Genomic DNA, 21,984 nt, shown 5'->3' on the forward strand with positions numbered 1-21,984 from the left:
CCTGCCGGTTTCTGTTCCACATCATCGCGTCCATGGACGACGTCCGGGGACCTGGCCGCATCGAGATTGAAGACGAGAAGAGATGACCACCACCGACCTTGCCCGGGCGAGGGAGCAGTCCGCACCGCCACCGGATGCCGAATCCGCCCCGGGACGGAGCATCGCGGGGCTACTGCGCCCTTACTCATGGAGTTTCGCCGCTGTCGTGATCCTGCAGGTCATCGGTGCCATTGCTGGGCTGGCGCCGCTGCTGGCGGTCGTCGAACTGGGGCGTACGTTGTTGTCGCCCGGCCCGGTCGATCATGGTCATGTAGGGACCGTAGTGATCGCGGGTGCGGTCGGCTTGTCCGTCCGGCTGCTCTTCACGGCCGCATCGTCTGGAATCGGGCATGTTCTCGACGGCCGGGTGCAACTGGCGTTTCGCCGGCTCCTGGCCGCGCGGCTGGGGCTCGTGCCGATCGGCTGGTTCTCCCGGCGCAGGACCGGCGAGCTGGCGAAGGTGGTGGGCGAGGACGTGAGCGCCCTGCACCCGGTCATCGCCCACACCCCCGGCGAGCTCGTCTCCGCGTTCGTGGTGCCGCTGGTGTCGCTGATCTACTTGTTCACCGTCGACTGGCGGCTCACGCTGATCACGCTGATCCCGGTGGTGATGGCAGTGGCGCTGGTCCCCCTGATGATGACCCCGACCCGGACCCGCGAGCAGGAGGAGTTCGACGCGGCCATGGGACGGATCGCGAGTTCCGTCGTCGAGTTCGTGCAGGGGATCTCGGTGGTCAAGGCGTTCGGCGGCTCCGAGCGCGCCCACCGCACGTTCCTGTCGGCCGCGGACGACTTCGTCGGCGTCTTCCTCCGGTGGGTGCGCGGCATGTCCGTGGTCGCCGCCGGGATGCAGTTGGCGCTGTCGCCGCCGTTCGTGCTGCTGGTCGTGCTGATCGGCGGCGCGGCTCTGATCACGAACGGTTCCATGGCCCCGGCTGGCCTGCTGCCCTTCCTGCTGCTCGGGCTGGGCCTGACCGCTCCGGTGGCGGCCCTCGGCCACGGCTTCGACGACCTGCGGGCCGCCGGCCGCGCGATCGGCCGGATCAGGGACGTGCTCGCGCTGCGGCCGCTGCCGGAGCCCGCGCACCCGGTCGCGCCACAGGGGCACCGGGTGGAACTGCGCGACGTTCGATTCGGTTACGACGCCGACCGCGAGGTGCTGCGCGGGATCGACCTGGTGCTCGAGCCGGGGACGGTCACCGCGGTCGTCGGGCCGTCGGGAAGCGGGAAGTCCACGCTGGTCCAGCTCCTGCCGCGGTTCTTCGACCCGACCCACGGTTCGGTCGTGCTGGGCGGCGTCGATCTGCGCGAGATCGACAGCGGGGAGCTCCACCGGCTGGTGTCCTTCGTCTTCCAGGACGTCCGCCTGCTGCGCGCGTCGGTCGCGGACAACATCGCGCTCGCGGTGCCGCATGCCGACCTCGACGACGTGATGCGCGCCGCCCGGCTGGCCGATATTCACGACCGAATCCTCGAGCTGCCGCGCGGGTACGGGACGGTGATCGGTGAAGACGCCCGACTGTCCGGTGGCGAGGCACAGCGGATCTCGATCGCACGCGCGCTGCTGGCCGACGCGCCCGTCCTGGTGCTCGACGAGGCGACCTCCTTCGCCGACCCGCGGACCGAGCAGGCGGTGCGCCGGGCCTTGACGACGCTGGAGGGCGACCGCACGATCCTGGTCATCGCCCATCGGCTGGAGACGGTCGCGGGCGCGGACAGCGTCGTGGTGCTGGACGACGGGTCGATCGTGGAGCGTGGCAGGCCCGCCGAGCTGCTGGCGCGGAACGGGAAGTTCGCAGCGTTCTGGCGGTCGCACCGATCGGCGATGGACGAAGAGACCGACATCCGCCGTGGCGTACCGCAAGGAGACGAGATCCGATGATTCGACTGCTGCTGCGCGTGCTGGGACACGAGTACGCCCGGGCGATGCGCCGCACCGTGGTCCTGATGACGATCACCGCGATGGCCGAGGGCTTGTCCTACGCGCTGCTGGTTCCGGTGTTGCGGGCACTGCTCGGGAGCACCCCGGCGGACGCCTGGCCGTGGCTGGTCGCGTTCGGGGCCGCGGTCGTGGTCTACGCCGTGCTGCGTTACATCAGCGATTTGTCCGGTATGCGGGTCGGGGCCACGATGTTGCGTGGCATGTATCACCGGCTCGGTGAGCATCTGGCCCGATTGCCCATCGGCTGGTACAGCGCCGCCCGGGTCGGCGAGGTGTCCGTCATGGCCGGTCGCGGCGTCCTGCGGGCGATGGGGGTGGCGGCGCATCTGCTGGCACCGTTCATCTCCGCCCTGGTGACTCCCCTGACGATCGTCGCCGTGATGATCGCCTTCGATTGGCGGCTGGGGCTGGCCGCGCTGATCGGCGCACCCGTCGTGGCGGCGGTCAACGCCTGGACGACACGCTCGACGGCCGTCGCCGACGCCGAGCGCCACGAACGCGACAAGGAGGCCACCGGGCGGGTCATCGAATATCTCCAGGCCCAGCCGGTGCTGCGCGCCGGCGGCCGGACCGTCGAACGTTTCCAGGCGCTCGACGACGCGCTGCGGGAGGTCCAGCGCGCCTCCCGCCGTACCGTGCTGGCGACGCTGCCCGGCGCGGTGGGCCTGACGCTCGTGGTGCAGGCGATGTTCACCGTGGTGCTGGTGCTGGGCGCCCACCTCGCGCTCGGCGGGGACATCGGCGCGGCGGAGATTCTGACGATCCTGGTGCTCGCCGCCCGCTGCGCCGATCCGCTGCTGTCGTTGTCGGACATCGGCGGCAAGCTCCGCGGCGCGCGGTCGGAGCTGGACAGGCTCGACACGGTCTTGCGCACCGAGCCGCTGCCGGAGGCTCCCGACCCGATCCAGCCGGTACGCCATGACCTGGAGTTCGACTCCGTCACCTTCCGGCATGGCGACCGCACGGTGTTCGACGACGTGTCGTTGTCGGTGCCAGAAGGACAGCGGCTCGCCGTCGTCGGCCCCTCGGGCGCGGGCAAGAGCACCTTGCTGCAGTTGCTCGCGCGGTTCTACGACGTGGACGCGGGCGCGGTGCGCGTGGGCGGCGTGGACGTGCGCGCCGTCGACAGCCGGGTGTCGATGGCGCGGATCGCCATCGTCTTCCAGGACGTCTACCTCTTCGACGGCACGATCGAGGAGAACGTGCGTCTGGGCCGTCCCGACGCCGACGAGGCCGACGTGCGGGCGGCCGCGACCGCGGCGCGGCTGGACGAGGTGATCGAGCGGCTGCCGGGCGGATGGGCGACGAACGTCGGCGAGGGCGGAGCGCTGCTGTCGGGCGGTGAACGCCAGCGCGTCTCGATCGCGCGGGCGCTGCTGAAGAACGCGCCGATCGTGCTGCTGGACGAGGTGACCTCCGCACTCGACCCGGTGAACGAGGCGGCCGTCCACGAGGGCATCGAGCGCCTGATGGCGGGGCGGACCGTGGTGATGGTGGCGCATCGTATGCGGACCGTCCGACGCGCCGATCGGGTCGTCTTCCTGGACGGCGGCCGGATCGTGGAGGAGGGCGGCCACGACGAGCTGCTGCGCCGCGGTGGCCGCTACGCCGATTTCTGGAACATCTCCATGGCGCCGGCAGCGAGTGAATGAGTCGGTTGTACCGCGTCAAGAGTCATCGTAGAGCGCTTGGCCTGGGATCGACCTCCAGACCCGGTGACCCCTGACCCGCAGGTACGTGAGCGGGCCACAGTCCGCCGCTACTCCGCGGCGTACAAGGCCCGGATCCTGCAGGAGTACGAGCAGCTCGATAAGGCCGGCAAAGGCGCACTGCTACGCGGGGAAGGCCTGTACTCCTCACTGATCTCCAGTTGGAAGACCGCCCGAGACCACGGCGCCGCCGAGGCACTGTCCCGGCCGGTCGGCCGCCCCAAAGCCGACCCCCGCGATAAGAAGATCCAGGAATTGGAGGGCGAGGTCGAGCGGTTTCGCGCCGAACTTGGCACGACCCGCCAGGTGATCGAGGTGCAGGGAAAGCTCTTCGCGCTGCTGGATCAGCTCGCCACCGTCAGCGAGAACCCGACGGCTCGGGGCGAGCAGCGACCCACACCCACGCTTTCCACCATGTACCGGATCCTGCGCGCTCTGAGCCGAACCCGGGCGACGTGCATTACGGCCGTGCCGCCGCTGTCCGCGACCGGCGCGCCCGCGTCCTGGCCACTGCCCAAGCCGTGCACCCCGAACGCTTCGCCAGCGGCGGCACCCCGTCCCCGCCCGATCTGCCTGGAGCAGCGTGGATCAACAAGCCCACGTCCGTCACGGCAACCGACCAGGAGCACACGCCAGAGAAGCCGACACAGAATTAGCCCAGCTCAACCGCCTCGAGCAAATTGACAGGTTCCGGATTGCATAAGGGCGGTTCGCGTTGTTGCAGCGGGCGTAGATGTCGGCGCAGCTCTCCAAGAGGTTGAGGACGCGTTGAGGTGAGCGCGAGCGTCGGCGTACTCGCCGTGGTGGGCGTCGATCCGGCGAGTGACTTGGTCGAGTTCACCAAAGATGCGGTCCTGTTTACGAAGGGGTGCCCTCGGCGCGGTAACCGCATGGCCCGGAGCCTCCCTCGCTACGTGACCGGGCTGGAGAGAGTCGCTTTCACCAGGACAGGCAGCATTTCAGGACGGGAGATTCGAGATGGCGGTAGGAATGACCGCAGCACGTTTGACATGGCGACGCCGGAGGCTCCTTGCGGCGATGTGGATCGGACTTGTTCTGACCGTCATCGCCGCTGTCTACCCGTTCGTCGACCGCACCACGGCGCATGTCCTGGCCGACCATATCCAGGCGGGCTATCCCTCCTACAGCGCCGGCGAGATCGATACCGCTGTCACCGCCTACCTGGTCATCTTGTCGATGGTGGGAGGGTCGGGCCTTATCGGATGGCTGGGGACGTTGTGGGCAGCGAAGGTCGGCAAGAGGTGGACGCGTTGGGCGGCGACCGGTGTCTTCGCGGTCGCACTCTGCATCGCGCTCGCCGGGCTGACCGTGACCGACAGCTCCGGCGACGTCGGGCTCGCGCCCGCGGTCGGGTGGTTCCAGATGCTTCCGTGCGTGCCGGGACTGCTGGCCGTCGTGATGCTTTGGTGGCGGGGTCAATGACCACGGTGCCTGGAGGCTGGCCGGATGCGCCCGAGCTTGTCAGGGGGTGAGAACCCTGGACAAGGCGTGGGTCCGGCCGTCGCAGAGGACGAGCAGTGGTTGCCCGTCCAAGGTCATCCGTGCGGCCGGGCCCCGTTGGCTCGACGAGGATCGACTTGCCGCTGTATGTGCGCGCCGAGCCGGCGATGAACGCCGGCCCGTCGTCCCCGCATACGCCTCGTGGGAGACCACGGATGGTTAGGCGCGCGGCCGAGATCTGCCACCCTGAGGAGTTCCGCGACGTCTACTACCAGGTGTTTCGAGAGCCGCCATACGGTGAGGACGCCGCGGCCGCGGCCGAGTTCGCCGAACGGCTGGTCCAACACGCGGCACTGCCCGGCTTCTCCGTGACCACCGTGCTCGACGATGGCGTGCTCGGCGGCTTCGCCTACGGGGTACGCCTGGAGGAGGGATGGTGGCACCCGCAGGCCGCCGGACCCGCGCCACAGGGGCTGCGCGGGCCCCTGTTCTACGTCTACGAGCTCGCGGTCGCGCCAGGGCTGCGCGGCCGGGGGCACGGCCGCGAGTTGCTGGACCTGCTGCTCACCGACCGCACTGAGGCGTTCGCCGTGCTCGCTGCGTCAAATGAAGCGCCGGTGCGTGAGCTGTACCGGCGGTGGGGTTGGACCAAGGTCGGCGAACTTACGGAACCACCGAACGGCGTGGACCTCCTCGCCCTCCCCTTGAGGTTGATGAAGAGCGAAGAGCGATGAACATCATCGACCTTGCCGAACGTATCCTGACTCCTTTTCTCTCACGCTCCATGAGCACCCTAGTTTCCGTCGAGAAGGTCGAAAGGCATGGTTCTTGCTGGGGGTAGAACTCGAATCAGTAGATCCGGCGGAGGCGACTGTGGATCTCGCTATTGTGGTGCAAGAGGAACTACTGATCTTTAATTCGTGATGTCGACCCCCGTTCTCATGGTCAGGCTGGTGGGTGGGAAGCATCCGTCGATGAGGTGGGGCCTGTACTGGATCTTCTTCAGGGCGCGCTTGATGACGCGGACGAGCTGGGGTAGGTCGGCGGCGGCGAGGTTGGCCAAGGCGCCGCGTTGAGCAGGGACCAGATGCCCTCGGTGGGGTTGAGGTCGGGGGCGTAGGCGGGGAACTGGACGATGGTGAGCCAGTCGGCGTGCTCGGCGGCGAAGGTCTTCATCCCGGGCACCAGGTGCAGGTTCAGGTTGTCCCAGATCAGCACGATCGGGGCGCCGAGCTGGGCGTGAGCGGACAGGATCAGATCCCGGTAGTCCATCCAGCCGAAGGTCTTGGACTCGCCCTTGCGGCCGCGATAGACGTGCAGGCGGTAGATCAGCCGGGAGCGTTCGCCGGGTTTGTAGCAGACCAGGGCGGCGATGTTCACCCGTCCGCTTCCGCGCCCGGGGACATGTACCACCGGGGTGTGCCCGCGCCGGCCCCACGTTCGTGCGCGAGGCGGCCTCAGCCCTTGACCGGCTTCGTCTTCGAAGCAGATCCAGGCGCCGTCGGCCGCCGCGGATCTTCCAGCTGTGGCCAGACCTCCTTCTTCCACACCTCGATCGCGGCCTCGTCCCGCTCGATCGCCCGCCGGGCGGGGCGCTGGCACGACCAGCCATTGCGCCGCAGCAGGTACCACACCCCCTGGACGGTGTAGCCGATGTGGAACATGCGGCCGATCAGCGTTTTGATCCGCATCAGCGTCCAGCGCTGGTCGGCGAACCCGTGCGCCAGCGGACCGCGTTCCAGCTCGGCCTCCAGCCGGGCGAACTGCGCCGGGCTGAGCCGGGGCAGCCCATGCGGGCCTGCTGAGGCCAGCGCCGCCGTGCCGCCCTCGCGCCAGGCGCGCCGCCACCGCTCCACCGACCGCTGGGTGACCCGCAGCGTCTTGGCTACCGCCGCGTTCGTGACCCCCTGTGCGAACATCTCGGCTGCTTGCAGCCGTACCTTTTCGCGGCGTTGCTGCTCCTGGGGGGTGAAGCCGCCGCCTTGGGCATACCGCACACCCTGGTCATACAGATCAGATCAGCCCTCGTCAGCTCACCGACAAGACCCATTTAGGTTCCGTAGTAACCGCCATCCATATTGATTGATTCGTCGACTCGGCGAGGAGCGGTAGGGGCGGGCGGAGACGGAGGGTAATCATAAAGGTGCTCCAGCTCCCGTCGTCGGCTACGCATTCCTTCGAAGAGTGGCGGGACATCTTCGGCTAGGTCGCCCTTGAATCTCAGATAGCGCAGATCAATGCGACTTCCGCTTCCGTCCCTGCTTAGGAGGCGGACCCGCGTGCAATGATCCGCGTAGGCATCCGCCAGAGAGTGCTGATCGTGGACCAGGTCGATCTGAACATCGAGCCCGAACGTTTGGTCAAGGATTAGATCCAGCACTGCGTTTGGCGGCCGACTGTTCTGCCATTCGAATTGAATGTGGTATTCGCTATCGTGGGCGCCATGAAAGTTGAACCACATGTCGTGAGCGAGGAAGGGGTCGCAGAGCCCTGGCAGTCTGCGCAACAGGTCGGATGCCAGGCGGCTGGCTTGGTAGTGCTCTCCGCCGATAGCGTAGCGGCCTGGCCAGAACGCGTTGATGAAGTCGAGTTCGACAGGATGCCAAGCGTTCGGGTGGGAGTCCCATGGGAAAGTGAGATCGGAGCCGAAGTCGTCTATGGCGATCTTGATCGCTTTATGCCAGAGGCTTTCGTTCTTCATGGGGATTCTGACAAGTGCTGGCTCGCCGGGGCGATACAGCACGACGTGCCCATTTTCAAAGAAGAATCGTAGTCCTGGGATTCCCTGGATCTCGACGTCGTCGCTGGCTGAAGCCTCTTTGGGGCGCAGCGTCGGAATGAGTTCTCGGATGAGGTCAGGCAGGTACTGCACTGGGATTCCTATGGTGAGGTCCTCGGGGGAAGGGTCGACCCAGGCGGTGCCGTAAGCCGGGATGAAGGGAGACCAGAAAACTGGGTTCCACTCCCCGATGCGTTCCAGGATTAGCGCTTCGAGCGCGGCTTGCGCGGTCGTAGCGACGGGAATCGGGCCACAGCCCTTTCTCTGATCCCGCCGCAGGGACGCGAGCGCATGCTGGTGAGCCTGGCCCGTGTAGAGAGCTCTCTTCCGCGCGTTCTCATTCGTGCCCATGACAACTCCGATGGCACGCCGCCCGGCTCAGCGTAGATCGAAGTGATGGTCGCACGTGTCTTGGCGAGCTGACGTGCTCGAGTGGAAGAGCCTAAGCCCCTGCAACCCTGCTGGCGATCTAACTGCCGGGTCTGATCACCGGGAACGGCGCCCACAACGCCGGGAGTCTCTCTCCTGGCAGGATTTTGCACTCAACCCGCGGGCGGTGCAAGCGAAACCCGCCGGTTCGCTATGGCCGGTGCGACGAGTGCTTCCCCGTGGACTAACGCAGGCATGGCTCCTCAGGTGGCAAGGTGGTGGGCTGGTCTAACAGCGCTCATCGCTCGTTACCAGCATCATGATCGTGGACAGCCAGCGCCCGGCGTGCCAGCCGACGGACCGAATATTGTCGATCCTTTACCAGGGCGTGAAGAAGCTCAGGCGCGGGTGCATCTGATTCTCCTAGGGTGTCTGCCAAGGTTAGGCGCACGATCGCGGCCTTGTCGTGGGCAAGGCGTTGACCGATCCGCTCATCACGTTGTTCAGGTTGTTTCGCCCAGCGATAAGCTGCCAACGCGCGGACCGCTGGATGCGGATGTCCGATGAGCATGGCCGGAGAGGTTAGGGCGGAGTTGGTGGGGAGCCGGCAAAGCGCCCTCGCGATGGCTTGGACGGTCTGGTCGTCAGCGGAGCTCATAAGGCTGATTCCTATCGCATCGACCTGCGGAGCCTGGTCTATGCGGCAAGTGATGCTCGCCAGTTGTAGACCGCAGGCAGCGAGATTGGTCTTGCCGAGATCGATACGGAACAGACTGAGGGGGTGTGTGGGAGTGAGAGGGCCGTCGTAGGCGGTGGAGTTTTCCTCTCCTTTCGCGAACCATACGGCCATATCGAAAAGGCGGTCGCGGGTCGGGGATGACAGGGAGCCCGCCAGGGCCCCGAGCGCCACCATTGCCTCACGCCGGTTGCGGGCCACCTCCTGACGGTCCTGCGCTCGCGTGACCAATGCTGCAGTGACCTCTTCCCGGTCCTTTTCGGGTAGCGCTGTGACCAGGCACGCTTGCAAGCCGAGACCGCTCGCGTAGGCGATGCAGCCCGGAGGGGTTGCGTACGATGTCAGTAGGCTGTCGCGGGCTTGGAGCGCCACTGTGATATCGGGAAGTTCGATGTCCATGCGCACAAGTAGCCGTGCTGCCGTTGCACTATCGCGGGCCAGTGCCTGTAGTTCGGCGGCGAAGAGATCCGCATGTTCGGTGATGGCAACACCAGCGAGAGTCGCTACCTGCTGAGAAATGGATGCGTCGAGCCCGATCATGCGGACGAGTTGGCCGGCGGCTCGTTTGGCCTGATCCTCATCGCCGTACAGGATCCCGGCCAGCGCCTTGACGTGCGCCTCATCGCAAAAGCGGTAGGTGCCGCTCTCGCGTTCGACTAAGGGGTCAAGGGTATCCAGCAGACGGGAGGCCTGGGCAGCGGTGCCTCTCTCGATGAGCGCGGCGAGGAGCTTGAGAGCGGCCATGCCTGCCGAAGGTCCCCTCTGGCTCTGCCGGATACGCCCCGTGCAATAACGCTCCCACTCGTCCAGGGCGATGGCGAGGAGGCTCGTGACCTGCTCGTCGGGAACCAGATCGCCTTGCAGCGCCATACCGGTGAAGCCGGCGGCTCGCTGATCAGGCACGTGGCTGGTGACGTAAGGAGTGAGGTCGAGGTAGTCATCCTCCATGCCGCCGACAAGCTTCTTGATCGCTTTGGTCTGGCCAGATCGGGCGTACAGAGAGGCGGCCCGCGCGCGTTCGCCGGTTTCGGCGTAGATCTCGGCGAGCAAATCGAGGGCGAATTGCTCACTGGCGAAGTGGGCAGAAGTGACCGCGGAGCGCAGAGCCCGGCGGGCGGCATGGGCCGCGCGCGCATACTTCTGGCGCCTTAGCGCGGTTGCCGCATCCTCGATGTGGTTCCTACGTTGGGCGAGCAATGCGGTTCCGCCGCTGGCCCGCATAGCCTGCGCCAGCGGATGTGTCTCCGTCCATTCCTCATCCGGCCCGTAGATGGACATGCACGTGCGAACCGCGTACAGCCATTCGGCGGTATCGTCTCCGAGCCCGGCAAGAGTGCCAGCGTTGATGGCGTCCCACCACATCTGGACCGCCGCATCCGCCGCCCCAGTGAGCATCAGATGGCGGGCGTACCTGGCCAGAATTAGCGCGGCCTCCGGCGGCGGCAAGCGTCTGCGCTGGGCGGATACGACGATATCCTGCCAGCTCTCGGTTACTTCCGCGATAACTAGGTTGATTCTGGTTCGGAGCAGGCCGGTTGCTCGGTCGGCGGCTGCGAAGAAGGCAGGCAGCCGTGCCAGGATCAGGTCCGGCTGCTCGCTGGCGATCGCGGCCTCACCCAGCGCCAGAATGTACTTGGACAGGTGATCGTCTTCCAGTTCGGCTAAGGCGTCGACCGCCGCCGCGAGTGCGGTCAAATTATCCAGGGCATGCCATGCCGCAGAATGGACGGCCAGGGCGGCGGCGGCCCGCTCTTTCGCAGGCGAGCCCAGGCGTGCCGTGTGCGCGAGTTGGCTGAGGCGATGGTAGACGCCCGTATCCTCATCAGGTCCCTCAGTGTGCGCGTATTGTTCGACGATGTCGGCGTAGAGAATCGCTGCACTGTCGCAGTCTCCGCTGGCTTCCAGCGCAGCGCCAGCGCGAATGAGTATGAGCAGAGCGTGGCCCCGATAGCCTGCCTCCCGTAGCGACATCGCGATTTCACGGAATAGCGCCGCGGCATGGAGCGGCTTGTCAGCTTCGTCGGCCGTCGCCTGGTAGAGCTTCTCGGCCAGACCCGGGATCGCCTCGATCGGCCCACGCGCTAGTGCATCCGCGCGGATGGTGCTGTCGATCGTGTCAGGGAATTGGCCGAACAGAAGCGCCCGCGAAAGACCGAGGTAGCGGTGGGCGATCCAGCGCAGGTCGGGATCGCTGAGCCGTTCGGCGATGGCGTACCCGTCGAGGATCTCTAGGTCCAGGTCGTACTCCCGTTGCGCCCACGCTTGAAGGTCATGCCGGGTTGCTGTGTTGACATTGTGGACGGTGAAGGCGTACACGATGTCGACCTGGCGGCCCGTCATCACGGTGGCAACATCAGACTTGATCTTTCCCGGCAGGTCCTTACGCTGGAGGGTGCACGCAAAAACGATCATCTTGCCGGCGTCATGGGAGATCTGCGCTCCTGGTAACCGGTCCCGGATGAAACTCCGGAAGCTCTCGAAGTCCCGTCCTTGATCACCGCCGGAGGACACCGGCCCGGTGGCGGGAACGATGTTCCGGGTGATCCTCGCACGTGCGAATTCGCGGCAGATGTCCTCAAATGTGTGATGCCCATTGCGGCCTGACAACCGTAGCAGCGCCTCATGCACTGCTTCTGCGATGACGTCAGGCGTTTCGCTAAGCCAAGGTTGCGACACGGGTAACAAGCGTAGCCAGACGGCCCGACACTTTCGCAGGGTCGCGTGACCGTTCCTGTGCGAATGATGTCGCCGGCCATTCTTGGGGGGCGCTGGTGTGGTGCAGGGTGCGCCATTAGCGGTGAGCAGGGACGAGTCCGCGTTCGCGCGGGAAACGCAGGGATCGAAAGAGGTCGTGGTGGACGCAGCGCCAATACCGGGCGCGCGTCCATCGGCGGACTGCTTGAGCGGGGTTTCCGCCCCGTGACTGGCTTCCCTCGGCATCAAACGCCTTGCCGACTTCACCGCCAACCCCTGTGTCGCACCTCTCCATTGATCCACACCCAGGTAGCCGCGCGCTGGTATGGGTCAAGCAGTCGAAGGCCGTCAACCCAGCAGAGTCCGCCGCGACGATCCTCGACGGCTGGCGTGCCATAGCTGGGCGTAGGGGGCCCGAGAGGTCTTCGGTTGTGGTCTTCTGCTGATGGTCTGTGGGGCCTGGCCTGACGGAGGGCACCTAAACGATCTACCGTGTGCCCGGTCCGTGCCCGCGAGCTAACAACGAGCAACCAAACGAGATGAACTTCTCGCCGCGAGACCCATCCCAACCGAGAAACCCCAGGTCAGATGGGCTGTGGAGTGGTGGGGCGCCAGGGACTCGAACCCTGAACCGACGGATTAAAAGTCCGCAGCTCTGCCATTGAGCTAGCACCCCTTGGTCGTGCCCCCCGGACCCCGCCCGCGTCGCGGTGTGATCCGCAGAACACTCCCCAAGATGCAGGGTACAGAGAGTACCGCGTCTTCGGCGACGCCATTGTCCCTGATCGCCCCGTCATCGGTCTCCGCAGCCCCCGGCGAGGGGCCATGAAGCGGTCGTCAGCGGAAGGCGTCGAGGCCCGTCAGAGCCTTGCCCAGAGTCAGCAGGTGCACTTCCTGGGTGCCCTCGTACGTGAGCACGGACTCCAGGTTGGTCATGTGCCTGATGACCGGATACTCCAACGTGACCCCGTTGGCCCCGAGCACCGTACGCGCCTCGCGGGCGATGTCCAGCGCGGCCCGGACGTTGGCCAGCTTGCCGAAGCTGACCTGGGTGGGCTTCAGCTTCCCGGCGTCCTTGAGCCGGCCGAGGTGGAGGGCGGTGAGCCCGGCCTGGCCGAGCGCGACCGCCATCCAGGCCAGCTTCTCCTGCGTGAGCTGGAAGGCGCCGATCGGCTTGCCGAACTGCACCCGCGTGGTGGCGTAGTCCACGGCCGCCTCCAGGCAGGCCCGGCCCGCTCCGACCACGCCCCACAGAATGCCGTACCTCGCCTCGCTGAGGCACGACAGCGGGCCCTTCAGCCCCGTGACGCCCGGCAGCACCGCGGAGGCGGGCAGCCGTACGTCGTCGAAGTACAGGGAGGCCGTGATCGAGGCACGCAGCGACAGTTTGCGGTGGATCTCGGCGGACGAGAAGCCGGGGGTCGAGGTGGGGACGACGAAACCGCGGATGCCCTCGTCGGTCTGCGCCCACACGACGGCCACGTCGGCGATCGAGCCGTTGGTGATCCACATCTTGGCGCCGTTCAGGATCCAGTCGCCGGACGGGTCCTGCTTGGCGGTGGTGCGCATGCCGGCGGGGTCGGACCCGTGGTCGGGCTCGGTCAGGCCGAAGCAGCCGATGGCCTCCCCTGACGCCAGCCGGGGCAGCCACTCCTCCTTCTGCTCGTCCGAGCCGTACTTCCAGATCGGGAACATCGCCAGCGACCCCTGCACGGACACGAACGACCGCAGCCCCGAGTCGCCCGCCTCGAGCTCCCGACAGGCCACGCCGTACGAGACCGCGTCGAGCCCGGCGCAGCCGTACCCCTCCAGGTGCATGCCGAGGAGGCCGAGCGAGCCCAGGGCCGGGGCGAGTTCGCGGGCGGGGAACGTGCCCTGCTCGAACCACTCGCCGACGTGGGGGAGGACCTTGTCGGAGACGAGTTCCCTGACGGAGTCCCTGATCATGCGGTGCTCAGGGTCGAGCTGGTCGTCGAGTTCGAGGAGGTCGTCCATAGCCGCCAGGGTATCCGGGCCCCCTCGGGGTAGGGCCAGGGGGAATCCCGATGTGCGCCCACCCCTCTGAGAGGCACTGTGGAGGTATGAACGAGATGAACACCAACGGTTCGGTCAAGCAGCTCCACCGCACTCGGAACGGCAGGATCGTCGCCGGGGTGTGCTCGGGTGTCGCCGAGTACACCGGCATCGACGCCAACATCCTGCGCCTCGGGCTCGCCGTCGCGAGCTTCTTCGGCGGCCTCGGCGTGGGCATCTACGCCGTCGCCTGGCTCCTTCTCCCCGAGGAGGACAAGAACACCTCCATCGTCCAGGACCTCATCGACAAGAACAAGGACGGCCGGGTCTGGCAGGACGCCAAGGCCAAGTGGGACAACGTCCAGCAGGGCTGGAACCAGGGCCGCTCCACCGACACCCCGTACCCCCCGCAGGCCCCGAACTACGAGCAGCACCCGTACAGCCGGCCCTCCACCGGCGACTCCCAGAACCAGGGTCCGCAGGCCTGACTCAGGTAGCGGCGGCCCGGACCTTGGCGATGATCTCCCTGCGCGACTCGGTCCAGAGCATGGCGAGCACGGCTGCGGCGCACAGCCCGGCCACTCCCGCCAGCGTCACAACCGGCTCTGGGCCGAGTCGCTGGGCGGCGGCGCCTCCGACGAGGATGCCGACGCCCTGGGCGGCCAGCAGCCCCGACTGCACCAGCCCGAACGCCGCGGCCCGTCCCGACGCCGGGACGCACTGGACGAAGGCCGCGTTGGCCGCGAGCTGGTAGGCCCCGCCGATGCCGGACAGCACCCACAGGGCGAGCACGCCCTCCAGCGGCGGCCGGATCACGCACAGCACGAGTGGCGCGCAGGTCAGCATGGCCAGCCAGCCCATGCCCCGCAGCCGCCCCGACGGCGTGACGAACCGCCCGAAGAAGAACGCGCCGATGACCGTGCCCGTCGGCATCGCCGCCATCAGCAGACCTGTGATCACCGGGACGGGCAGCCTCCCGTCGGCGAGCGCCGCGGCGTACGGCACCGCGATGCCCTCGGGGATCACGTAGAACCCGCACAGCCAGGCGAACAGCACGAGCGTGCGCAGCCGCCGTTCCCCGAACACCAGGCGCGCGCCCGACAGCGTCATCCGCCACACGGACGGCCGCCCGCCGTCCTCCCGCAACGGCGCCGGGCGGTGCCGCACCCCCGCGACGATCACCAGGGCCGATCCGAGGAACGTCGCGCAGTCCAGCGCCAGCGCCCGATAGGGGCCGAGCACCGCGATCGCCGCGCCTCCGGCGGCGAACCCGAGCATCTGCACGGCCTGGTTGGTCACGTTCTGCAGGGCGGACCCCACGACGTACCGGTCGCCCTCGAGGACCTCGGGCAGCAGCGCCGCGCGGGCGGCCGAGAACGGCGCGCCGAGCAGCACCACACAGAAGACCAGCGCGCACAGCACGGGAAACGGTGTGCCGGGCAGGGCCATCGCGGCGAGCATCAGGGCGCGCAGCACGTCGCACCAGAGCATGACCCGCCTGCGCGGATATCGGTCGGCGAGCCCGGCCAGCAGGGGCCCGCCGAGGATGGGCGGCAGGTAGGTCAGCGCGTAGACGGCGGCCGTGGCCAGCGGCGAGGCGGTCCGGCTGTAGACCAGCACCGCGAGTGCCACCTGGGCGAGCTGGTCGCCGAGCAGCGACATGCCCTGTCCGAGCCACAGGGCCCGGAACTCGGGGATCGCGGCCACCTCCCGGTAGGTGGTTCGCACCTCGGGGGAACGGCGGTGCCGGCCGGACAGCCTGCCGGGCTTGGTGGCCGCCATCTCACTTCGCAGAGGTCGCTCCGTCGGCCGTGGCCGCCGGTAGCCGCGGCCACTGAATCTGACAGCGCGTGGTCAACATGTCACTTACAGTGCCCGCCGGATCCGACTTTTGCAACCCGCTGACGGTCCCATTTCGCGCCCCGCGAACGCCGATCACCGCCCTGACGAGCGGAAACTCCACCAAAAGGGGATGTCACCAGCCGAGCTCGTGCAGCCGTTCGTCGTCGATGCCGAAGTGATGGGCGATCTCGTGGACGACGGTGACGCGGACCTCCTCGACCACGTCGTCCTCGGTCTCGCAGATCTCCAGCGTCGGGTTCCGGTAGATCTCGATGCGGTCCGGGAGAACCCCCGAGTACCAGTCGCCCCGCTCGGTCAGTGGAATGCCCGTGTAGAGCCCCAGCAGGCCGGGCTCGGGCGGGTCGTCCACCACCACGACCACGACGTTGTCCATGACCTTGGCCAGATCCGGGGGAATGGTGTCGAGCGCCTCGGCCACGAGCTCCTCGAACCTCTTCAGCGGGACGTCGATCACGCGCTCATCGTGTCATCGCGAGGCGGCCGTGCGGTAGCGCCGTACGGCGAGCGGCGCGAACACCGCGATGATCAGCAGCGACCAGAACAGCGACGCGGTCACCGGGTGCTGGAGAGGCCAGGAGGCGGCGGCCGAGCGGGGGTTGCCGAACAGTTCGCGGGCGGCCGCGACGACCGCGCTCATCGGGTTCCAGTCCGCGATCGCCCGCAGCCACCCGGGCAGTCCCTCCAGCGGCACGAACGCGTTGGCCAGGAACGTCATCGGGAACAGCCAGCCGAACGTCGCGGCGTCCGCCTGCGCGCCGTTCTTCGCGAGCAGCCCGATGTACGTGCCCACCCAGATCATCGCGTACCCGAACAGGGCGAGCAGCGCGAAGCCGGCGAGCGTCTCCAGAGGGGCGCCGTGCGGACGCCATCCCGCGATCAGCAGGCCGCAGACGGCCATCATCGCGAGCGACAGCCAGTCCTTGGACAGGTCCGCGAGGCTCCGTCCGGCCAGCAGTGCCCCGCGCGCGATGGGCTGGGCGCGGAAGCGGTCGATGATGCCGCGCGCCATGTCCTCGGCGACCGACGTGGCGGCGGCGACCGCGGACAGTGCCATGACCTGCATGAAGATTCCGGGCATCAGGTAGTTCCGGTAGTCGCCCCCGCCGGGCAGCGTGATCGCGCTGCCGAAGACGTACCCGAACAGGACGGTCATGATGACCGGGGCGACCAGCTCGGCGGCGATCTGGCCGGGCTGGGCGCGCAGTTGGGAGTAGCTGCGCCCCGCGATGACGAACGTGTCGCTCAGGGCCCAGCGCAGCCGTTCTGCCCTCGTCGCAGGGGGTTCCACGGTGATCACGCCGCCTCCTTCTCTCTGATGGGCGCGTCCGTGAGCGCCAGGAACACCTCGTCCAGCGTCGGCCGGCGCAGCCCCAGGTCCTCCACGCCGACCCCGGCGGCGTCGAGGGCCGCGGCGACCCTCACCAGGGCCGCGGCGCCGTCCGAGACGGGCATGACGAGCCGCCGCTCGGAGGGGTCGATCTCGGGCTCGCCTGGGAGCACCCCGCGCACGGCCTCGACGCCGGGCGCGAGGTCCGCGGCCTCGCGGAAGGCGACGCTCACCCGGTCGCCGCCCACCGTCGCCTTGAGCGCGGACGGCGACCCGGCCGCGACCACCCGTCCGGCGTCCATGACCGCGATCCGGTCGGCCAGGTGGTCGGCCTCGTCGAGGTACTGCGTGGTGAGCAGGAGGGTGGTCCCCTCGGCGACGAGCTCGCGCAGCACGTCCCACAGCGCGAGGCGGCTGCGAGGGTCGAGGCCGGTGGTCGGCTCGTCCATGAACAGCATCGGCGGAGAGACGATCAGGCTGGCGGCCAGGTCGAGCCTGCGGCGCATGCCGCCCGAATACGTCCGCACCGGACGGTTCGCAGCCTCGGTCAGACCGAACCGCTCGAGCAGCTCCTCGGCCCTGCGGCGGGCCGTACGGCGGGGCAGGTGGTAGAGCCGGCCGAACAGCTCCAGGTTGCGGCGTCCGGTCAGCAGCTCGTCCACGGCCGCGTGCTGGCCAGCGAGGCCGATGCGGTAGCGGAGCCGTTCGGCGTCCCTGACCACGTCGCAGCCGGCCACCCGGGCCGAGCCGCCGTCGGGGCGCAGCAGCGTCGTGAGGACGCGCACCATCGTCGTCTTGCCGGCGCCGTTGGGCCCGAGCAGGCCGCACACCGAGCCGCGCGGCACGTCGAGGTCGACGCCCCGCAGCGCCTCGGTAGTGCCGAACCGCTTGCGTACTCCTTCCGCATGGATCACGGCATCTCCTTAACGCAGTTAAATTTAACAATGTTAAGGATGCATTGAACGCCGTTAAGCTGTCAACCGTGGCACTCGAACGCGACACGATCGTCAGGACCGCCATCCGGCTCCTCGACGAGGTGGGGCTGGAGAAACTGACCTTGCGCAGGCTCGCGACCGAGCTGGGCGTGCAGGCCCCCGCCCTCTATTGGCACTTCAGGAACAAGCAGGAGCTCCTGGACGAGATGGCCGAGGCGATCTCCGTGCAGGAGCCGCTGCGGCCGCTCGCCGAGGGGGAGTCGTGGGAGGAGTGGCTGGCGGAGTGGTGCAGGGGCCAGCGCCGCGCGTTCAAGTCGCACCGCGACACCGCGCGCCTCACCGCCGGCACCCACCCCGGCACGGCCACGCTGCAGACCGTCGAGACCATCCTGGAGTCGCTGCGGAAGGTCGGGTTCACCCGTACGGACGCGATGTGGGGTCTCGGCACGCTCGCGAGCTTCCTCGGCGGATTCGTGCTGGAGGAGCAGGCCGACCAGGAGAGGGGGGCGACCGACCCGGCCCTGTTCAAGGAGGCGCTGGAGAGTCTCGCGCCGTACCCGAACGTGCGCGCGGTCATGGCCGAGACCGGCGGCCCGCAGACGGACGCGTCCTTTGAGCACGGTTTGGCGCTGATTTTATCCGGTATGCGGGCACGTCAGGAGGCAAATTCCGACGGTCGGTAACCGGATCACCGTGTTCTGGTAACCAAGTAGGCCGGATCTTCGGGTAGTCAGGTAGGGATGGACAGCTCCAGGTTGAGGGCGCTCGCCCATAGGACGGTAGACAGCCGGCTCGCCCGCGTGCTTGCCCGCGTGCTCGCGGTCGTGCTGGCCGCGGTGGTCGGCGGATGGCTCGGCATGGCGTTCGGCGCCAAGGTGGACACGGCGGTCGGGCCCGCCGACATCGGAATGTCCCTGACCCCGTCCTGGAGCGGGGAGACCGTCATCGACGTACGGCCCCTCGGGACGCTCAGCTTCGACAGCCACAACGGCCCGATCCGGCTCGGCCTGACGATCGAGGCGGTCCACCCCGAGGTCGCGGAGGAGATCCTCAAGAACCCCCGGTGGGCCGACCGGCTGCCGACGACCATCGAGGCCGACGTCATCTCCGGGCTGCGGAGCCTCGTCATACGCTCGGTGCTGTTCGCCGTCGCCGCCGGGTTCCTCACCGGCCTGGTCGCCTTCCGGCGGCTGTCGCGGGCGGCCTGGACCGCGGCCGGCTCGCTGGCGATGGTCGTCATCGTCGGCGGCGTCTCGGCGCTGACGTTCAACCCCCGCTCGATCGCCGAGCCCCGGTACACCGGGCTGCTCACGGGCGTGCCGTCCCTGGTCGGCGACGCCCGGTCGATCGTGACCAAGTTCTCCGAATACCGCGGCCAGCTCGCCAAGCTGGTGACCAACGTCTCCCAGCTGTACGAGGCGGGGTCGAACCTGCCGATCTTCGACCCCGATCCGGACACCATCCGCGTGCTGCACGTCTCCGACCTGCACATCAACCCGCTGGGCTGGAACGTGATCAAGTCGCTGAAGGACCAGTTCAAGGTCGACCTGATCATCGACACCGGCGACATCAGCGACCACGGGACCAAGGCCGAGAACGAGTACGTCAAGGAGATCGGCTCGCTCGGCGTGCCGTACGTCTATGTGCGTGGCAACCACGACTCCATGACGACCCAGCGGGCGGTCGAGAAGCAGAAGCACGCGATCGTGCTGGACGGCACCGCCGCAACGGTCAAGGGGTTGAGCATCTACGGCATCGGCGACCCGAGGTTCACCCCTGACAAGTCCGTACAGGTGGCGGGGGACGAGAGCAAGAGCCTCCTCGACCTCGGCCGGGCCAACGCGGCCAAGCTGGCGCCGCGCGAGCGGCCCCGTTCCGCCTCCACCTCGGCCCCGGACAAGATCGCCGCCGACGTCGTGGCCGTCCACGACCCGACCGTGGGCCGGGGGCTGTCCGGGTACGTGCCGCTCGTGCTGAGCGGGCACGTCCACGCGCGGTCCACCGAGCTGCTGCCCTCGGGCACCCGGTTGATGATCCAGGGGTCCACCGGAGGTGCGGGTCTGCGCGGCCTGGAGCACGACGAGCCGACCCCGCTGACCGCCTCGGTGCTCTACTTCGGCAAGAGCAGCCACCGCTTGGAGGCCTGGGACGACATCACCGTTGGCGGCCTCGGCGAGCAGTGGATCCAGTGTGAGCGTCATATCGAGCCGGACCCTGGCCGTACAATTTCTCCCGAGTCGCCGCAGGCACCGTCGTCGCCGACGGTAACCGGCAGCGGCTCGCCGTCGCCGGTCGCTTTGGCATCAGGGGCAAACGTCCCCTATGCTTCAGAGGTCTCCGACGGAAGGCGTCACGGAACAGGGCGGAAGCCTTGAGCCCCCATCGTCTAGCGGCCTAGGACACCGCCCTTTCAAGGCGGCGGCACGGGTTCGAATCCCGTTGGGGGCACGTGGAGCGCGTCGAGCGCACCGGATGACGGAAGGTCGAAGACCTCCCGGAAGCTGGTAAGCTAGGCAAGCCGAACAACACGGGGAAGCGAAAGCCCCCCGGACATAAAGGTCCTGTAGAGCAGTTTGGAGTGCTCGCCACCCTGTCAAGGTGGAGGTCGCGGGTTCAAGTCCCGTCAGGACCGCGTACGGCGGCAGCCGCCGAGGTCAGGTAGCTCAGTTGGTACGAGCGTCCGCCTGAAAAGCGGAAGGTCGGCAGTTCGACCCTGCCCCTGACCACCATACTTGAACAGCACAAACGCCCCGAGCCGATCACGGCCGGGGCGTTCTTGTTTGGCTTTGACGACAACGCTGACGACAACCGGCCCACGCCGCCGTGCCGCCCTCGCGCCACTGACCGCTGAGTGACCCGCAGCGTCTTGGCTACCGCCGCGTTCGTGACCCCCCGTGCGAACATCTCGGCTGCTTGCAGCCGTATCTCCTCGCGGCGCCGCTGCTCCTGGGGGGTGAAGCCGCCGCCTTAGGCATACCGCACACCCTGGTCATACAGATCAGATCAGCCCTCGTCAGCTCACCGACAAGACCCATTTATGTTCCGTAGCAAGATCGGCGGGCCATTAAGGGGGGTCAACGGCAGTCAGTCACGGTCACTCGCGGTTGCATCCTCGCCCAGGTCGGGGCCGTTGTCCCTGATGATCAGGCCGATTTGCAAGCAGAAAGTCAGGAGTTCGGCTCCCCTAGGCTGCACCAATTCAAACGCACTCTCGCCGAAGGTCGTTGGCGAGAGTGCGTGACTATCTGAGTGACTACGATCTCTCTTCCGCTGGAGTCGTGTATCAGTATTTCGGCGCCGGCAAGTTGTCTGCACACGCTGCCTCAGCGAGGCAGCACGGCTCCTGTCGAGAAGTGGTCAGCGCGAGAGCGTACGTTCGGCTATCCTCCTGCGCGGACGGAATTGTGTCCCAGTTGCGTACGCAGGGTGGCGGTGTGCTCGCGGCTTTTCGGACGGCTCAGTTGTAGGGGTTGTCGTAGGTCACGGATTTGGTGCGGCTGTTGTAAGTTTGGCCGGGATAGAACCAGCCGCCCGTCACGTACAAGGTGACGTTCGTGAGGGTGGTGGAGTGGGTGTATTCACCCTCGTAGAGGGATAGGTACAGCTGGCACCCGGGGGGAGCAGCTGCCGTGCCTGCCCCGGTCGGGGAGAGGGTGGTACTAGTGCCGTTGACGGTCATGTAGAAGTTCGGCTGGGGGTAGGACCCGCTCCCCCAGCACAGCCGGAGCGCGTACCTGAACTTCCTGTTCCCGTCGTCGAAGGCCAGCGTGCCGGTCACCTCGGCGAGCAAGGTCGGCGGGCCGGCATTCGAGGTCACCGCAAGGTACACGGTCTGGTTGGGGCCGTAGGCGGCGTGTGCGGGAGTGACTGGCACCAGGATCGCAGCGAGTGTTGCGATGGCGATGGCGACAGAGCCGGCCACACGACGTGCTTTTGAACGTGTCAATTCCAATCTCACTTCTTTGATGATGTGGGCGGATCACACCGGAGGTTATTGTCGGGGCCTCCAGTCGTCCAGATAGGCGATTGAGAGCCACTGATTCGGCTCGGCGTTAACCTATTGCCATGGCAGCTCTCGCGAGGGTAGGGCAGGCGTGCCACCAGGTCGGGGATCAGC

General features: G+C 67.5%; 18 protein-coding genes and 4 tRNA genes. 11 read left to right on the plus strand and 11 right to left on the minus strand.

Features of this window, described 5'->3' with window-relative positions; genetic code table 11:
* The first annotated feature begins 82 nt into the window (after positions 1 to 82).
* The 5 genes from ACQEVJ_RS02565 (at position 83) to ACQEVJ_RS02585 (ending at position 5,885) form a co-directional block, all read left to right on the plus strand.
* Complete coding sequence (locus ACQEVJ_RS02565) at positions 83 to 1,921, plus strand: ABC transporter ATP-binding protein (protein ID WP_433096750.1); 1,839 nt, start codon at positions 83 to 85, stop codon at positions 1,919 to 1,921.
* Complete coding sequence (locus ACQEVJ_RS02570) at positions 1,918 to 3,633, plus strand: ABC transporter ATP-binding protein (protein WP_433096752.1); 1,716 nt, start codon at positions 1,918 to 1,920, stop codon at positions 3,631 to 3,633. Before ACQEVJ_RS02565 ends, ACQEVJ_RS02570 begins: the two co-directional genes overlap by 4 nt.
* Before the next feature lie 36 nt (positions 3,634 to 3,669).
* On the plus strand, positions 3,670 to 4,374 hold the full coding sequence (locus ACQEVJ_RS02575) for a hypothetical protein (RefSeq protein ID WP_433096754.1): 705 nt from the start codon (positions 3,670 to 3,672) through the stop codon (positions 4,372 to 4,374).
* A 306-nt stretch (positions 4,375 to 4,680) separates the two neighbouring features.
* Positions 4,681 to 5,133: a hypothetical protein gene (locus ACQEVJ_RS02580; protein ID WP_433096756.1), complete on the plus strand. Its 453-nt coding sequence runs from the start codon at positions 4,681 to 4,683 to the stop codon at positions 5,131 to 5,133.
* Positions 5,134 to 5,366: 233 nt separating this feature from the next.
* Complete coding sequence (locus tag ACQEVJ_RS02585; protein ID WP_433096758.1) at positions 5,367 to 5,885, plus strand: GNAT family N-acetyltransferase; 519 nt, start codon at positions 5,367 to 5,369, stop codon at positions 5,883 to 5,885.
* Positions 5,886 to 6,153: 268 nt separating this feature from the next.
* On the opposite strand, the gene ACQEVJ_RS02590 is transcribed toward ACQEVJ_RS02585, so the two are convergent.
* The 6 genes from ACQEVJ_RS02590 to ACQEVJ_RS02615 all read right to left on the minus strand — a co-directional run bounded on the left by ACQEVJ_RS02590 (position 6,154) and on the right by ACQEVJ_RS02615 (position 13,724).
* A complete protein-coding gene (locus tag ACQEVJ_RS02590) occupies positions 6,154 to 6,699 on the minus strand; it encodes a transposase (RefSeq protein ID WP_433096760.1) in 546 nt (181 codons plus the stop codon).
* Positions 6,609 to 7,148, minus strand: a complete 540-nt coding sequence (locus tag ACQEVJ_RS02595; RefSeq protein WP_433096762.1) for a winged helix-turn-helix domain-containing protein — start codon at positions 7,146 to 7,148, stop codon at positions 6,609 to 6,611. Before ACQEVJ_RS02595 ends, ACQEVJ_RS02590 begins: the two co-directional genes overlap by 91 nt.
* Before the next feature lie 53 nt (positions 7,149 to 7,201).
* Positions 7,202 to 8,281 carry a hypothetical protein gene (locus ACQEVJ_RS02600; RefSeq protein WP_433096764.1) on the minus strand — a complete coding sequence of 360 codons (1,080 nt, stop codon included), beginning with the start codon at positions 8,279 to 8,281 and terminating at the stop codon, positions 7,202 to 7,204.
* 316 nt (positions 8,282 to 8,597) lie between these two features.
* Positions 8,598 to 11,711 carry a HEAT repeat domain-containing protein gene (locus tag ACQEVJ_RS02605; protein WP_433096766.1) on the minus strand — a complete coding sequence of 1,038 codons (3,114 nt, stop codon included), beginning with the start codon at positions 11,709 to 11,711 and terminating at the stop codon, positions 8,598 to 8,600.
* Positions 11,712 to 12,330: 619 nt separating this feature from the next.
* Positions 12,331 to 12,405, minus strand: a tRNA-Lys gene (locus tag ACQEVJ_RS02610).
* 161 nt (positions 12,406 to 12,566) lie between these two features.
* On the minus strand, positions 12,567 to 13,724 hold the full coding sequence (locus tag ACQEVJ_RS02615) for an acyl-CoA dehydrogenase family protein (protein ID WP_433096768.1): 1,158 nt from the start codon (positions 13,722 to 13,724) through the stop codon (positions 12,567 to 12,569).
* Between the two features lie 86 nt (positions 13,725 to 13,810).
* Between ACQEVJ_RS02615 and ACQEVJ_RS02620 the strand changes: the two genes are divergently transcribed.
* The gene (locus tag ACQEVJ_RS02620) at positions 13,811 to 14,230 is read left to right on the plus strand and encodes a PspC domain-containing protein (RefSeq protein WP_433096770.1); all 420 of its coding nucleotides are present in this window, start codon (positions 13,811 to 13,813) and stop codon (positions 14,228 to 14,230) included.
* 1 nt (position 14,231) lies between these two features.
* Here the strand turns inward: ACQEVJ_RS02620 and ACQEVJ_RS02625 are convergent, their stop codons facing one another.
* The 4 genes from ACQEVJ_RS02625 to ACQEVJ_RS02640 form a co-directional block, all read right to left on the minus strand.
* A complete protein-coding gene (locus tag ACQEVJ_RS02625) occupies positions 14,232 to 15,524 on the minus strand; it encodes an MFS transporter (RefSeq protein WP_433096772.1) in 1,293 nt (430 codons plus the stop codon).
* Positions 15,525 to 15,717: 193 nt separating this feature from the next.
* Positions 15,718 to 16,059, minus strand: a complete 342-nt coding sequence (locus ACQEVJ_RS02630) for a metallopeptidase family protein (RefSeq protein WP_030512067.1) — start codon at positions 16,057 to 16,059, stop codon at positions 15,718 to 15,720.
* A gap of 12 nt (positions 16,060 to 16,071) precedes the next feature.
* Positions 16,072 to 16,902, minus strand: coding sequence for an ABC transporter permease (locus ACQEVJ_RS02635; protein ID WP_433096775.1), 831 nt, complete (start codon positions 16,900 to 16,902; stop codon positions 16,072 to 16,074).
* Positions 16,899 to 17,846: an ATP-binding cassette domain-containing protein gene (locus ACQEVJ_RS02640; RefSeq protein WP_433096777.1), complete on the minus strand. Its 948-nt coding sequence runs from the start codon at positions 17,844 to 17,846 to the stop codon at positions 16,899 to 16,901. The genes ACQEVJ_RS02635 and ACQEVJ_RS02640 overlap by 4 nt, the downstream gene beginning before the upstream one ends.
* A 68-nt stretch (positions 17,847 to 17,914) precedes the next feature.
* Here ACQEVJ_RS02640 and ACQEVJ_RS02645 point away from each other — a divergent pair, with 68 nt between their 5' ends.
* The 5 genes from ACQEVJ_RS02645 to ACQEVJ_RS02665 all read left to right on the plus strand — a co-directional run bounded on the left by ACQEVJ_RS02645 (position 17,915) and on the right by ACQEVJ_RS02665 (position 20,596).
* Complete coding sequence (locus ACQEVJ_RS02645; RefSeq protein ID WP_433096779.1) at positions 17,915 to 18,550, plus strand: TetR/AcrR family transcriptional regulator C-terminal domain-containing protein; 636 nt, start codon at positions 17,915 to 17,917, stop codon at positions 18,548 to 18,550.
* A 57-nt stretch (positions 18,551 to 18,607) separates the two neighbouring features.
* Entirely contained in the window at positions 18,608 to 20,242 is a 1,635-nt protein-coding gene (locus ACQEVJ_RS02650; RefSeq protein ID WP_433096781.1) for a metallophosphoesterase, read from the plus strand.
* Positions 20,243 to 20,315 (plus strand) — tRNA-Glu (locus ACQEVJ_RS02655). It abuts the gene before it with no gap.
* Between the two features lie 109 nt (positions 20,316 to 20,424).
* A tRNA-Asp gene (locus tag ACQEVJ_RS02660) sits at positions 20,425 to 20,499 on the plus strand.
* 20 nt (positions 20,500 to 20,519) lie between these two features.
* Positions 20,520 to 20,596, plus strand: a tRNA-Phe gene (locus ACQEVJ_RS02665).
* Between the two features lie 728 nt (positions 20,597 to 21,324).
* On the opposite strand, the gene ACQEVJ_RS02670 is transcribed toward ACQEVJ_RS02665, so the two are convergent.
* A complete protein-coding gene (locus ACQEVJ_RS02670; RefSeq protein ID WP_433096783.1) occupies positions 21,325 to 21,789 on the minus strand; it encodes a hypothetical protein in 465 nt (154 codons plus the stop codon).
* Between the last annotated feature and the right edge of the window lie 195 nt (positions 21,790 to 21,984).

The sequence above is a fragment of the Microbispora sp. CA-102843 genome, assembly GCF_050936215.1.
In the GTDB taxonomy this organism is placed as follows: Bacteria; Actinomycetota; Actinomycetes; order Streptosporangiales; family Streptosporangiaceae; genus Microbispora.

What these genes read in the sequence shown, in the direction of transcription:
- ACQEVJ_RS02615 (WP_433096768.1), bottom strand. Translation starts at nt 13,724, where the DNA reads ATGGACGACCTCCTCGAACTCGACGACCAGCTCGACCCTGAGCACCGC.
- ACQEVJ_RS02625 (WP_433096772.1), bottom strand. Translation starts at nt 15,524, where the DNA reads ATGGCGGCCACCAAGCCCGGCAGGCTGTCCGGCCGGCACCGCCGTTCC.
- ACQEVJ_RS02600 (WP_433096764.1), bottom strand. Translation starts at nt 8,281, where the DNA reads ATGGGCACGAATGAGAACGCGCGGAAGAGAGCTCTCTACACGGGCCAG.
- ACQEVJ_RS02585 (WP_433096758.1), top strand. Translation starts at nt 5,367, where the DNA reads ATGGTTAGGCGCGCGGCCGAGATCTGCCACCCTGAGGAGTTCCGCGAC.
- ACQEVJ_RS02570 (WP_433096752.1), top strand. Translation starts at nt 1,918, where the DNA reads ATGATTCGACTGCTGCTGCGCGTGCTGGGACACGAGTACGCCCGGGCG.
- ACQEVJ_RS02650 (WP_433096781.1), top strand. Translation starts at nt 18,608, where the DNA reads ATGGACAGCTCCAGGTTGAGGGCGCTCGCCCATAGGACGGTAGACAGC.
- ACQEVJ_RS02580 (WP_433096756.1), top strand. Translation starts at nt 4,681, where the DNA reads ATGACCGCAGCACGTTTGACATGGCGACGCCGGAGGCTCCTTGCGGCG.
- ACQEVJ_RS02620 (WP_433096770.1), top strand. Translation starts at nt 13,811, where the DNA reads ATGAACGAGATGAACACCAACGGTTCGGTCAAGCAGCTCCACCGCACT.
- ACQEVJ_RS02565 (WP_433096750.1), top strand. Translation starts at nt 83, where the DNA reads ATGACCACCACCGACCTTGCCCGGGCGAGGGAGCAGTCCGCACCGCCA.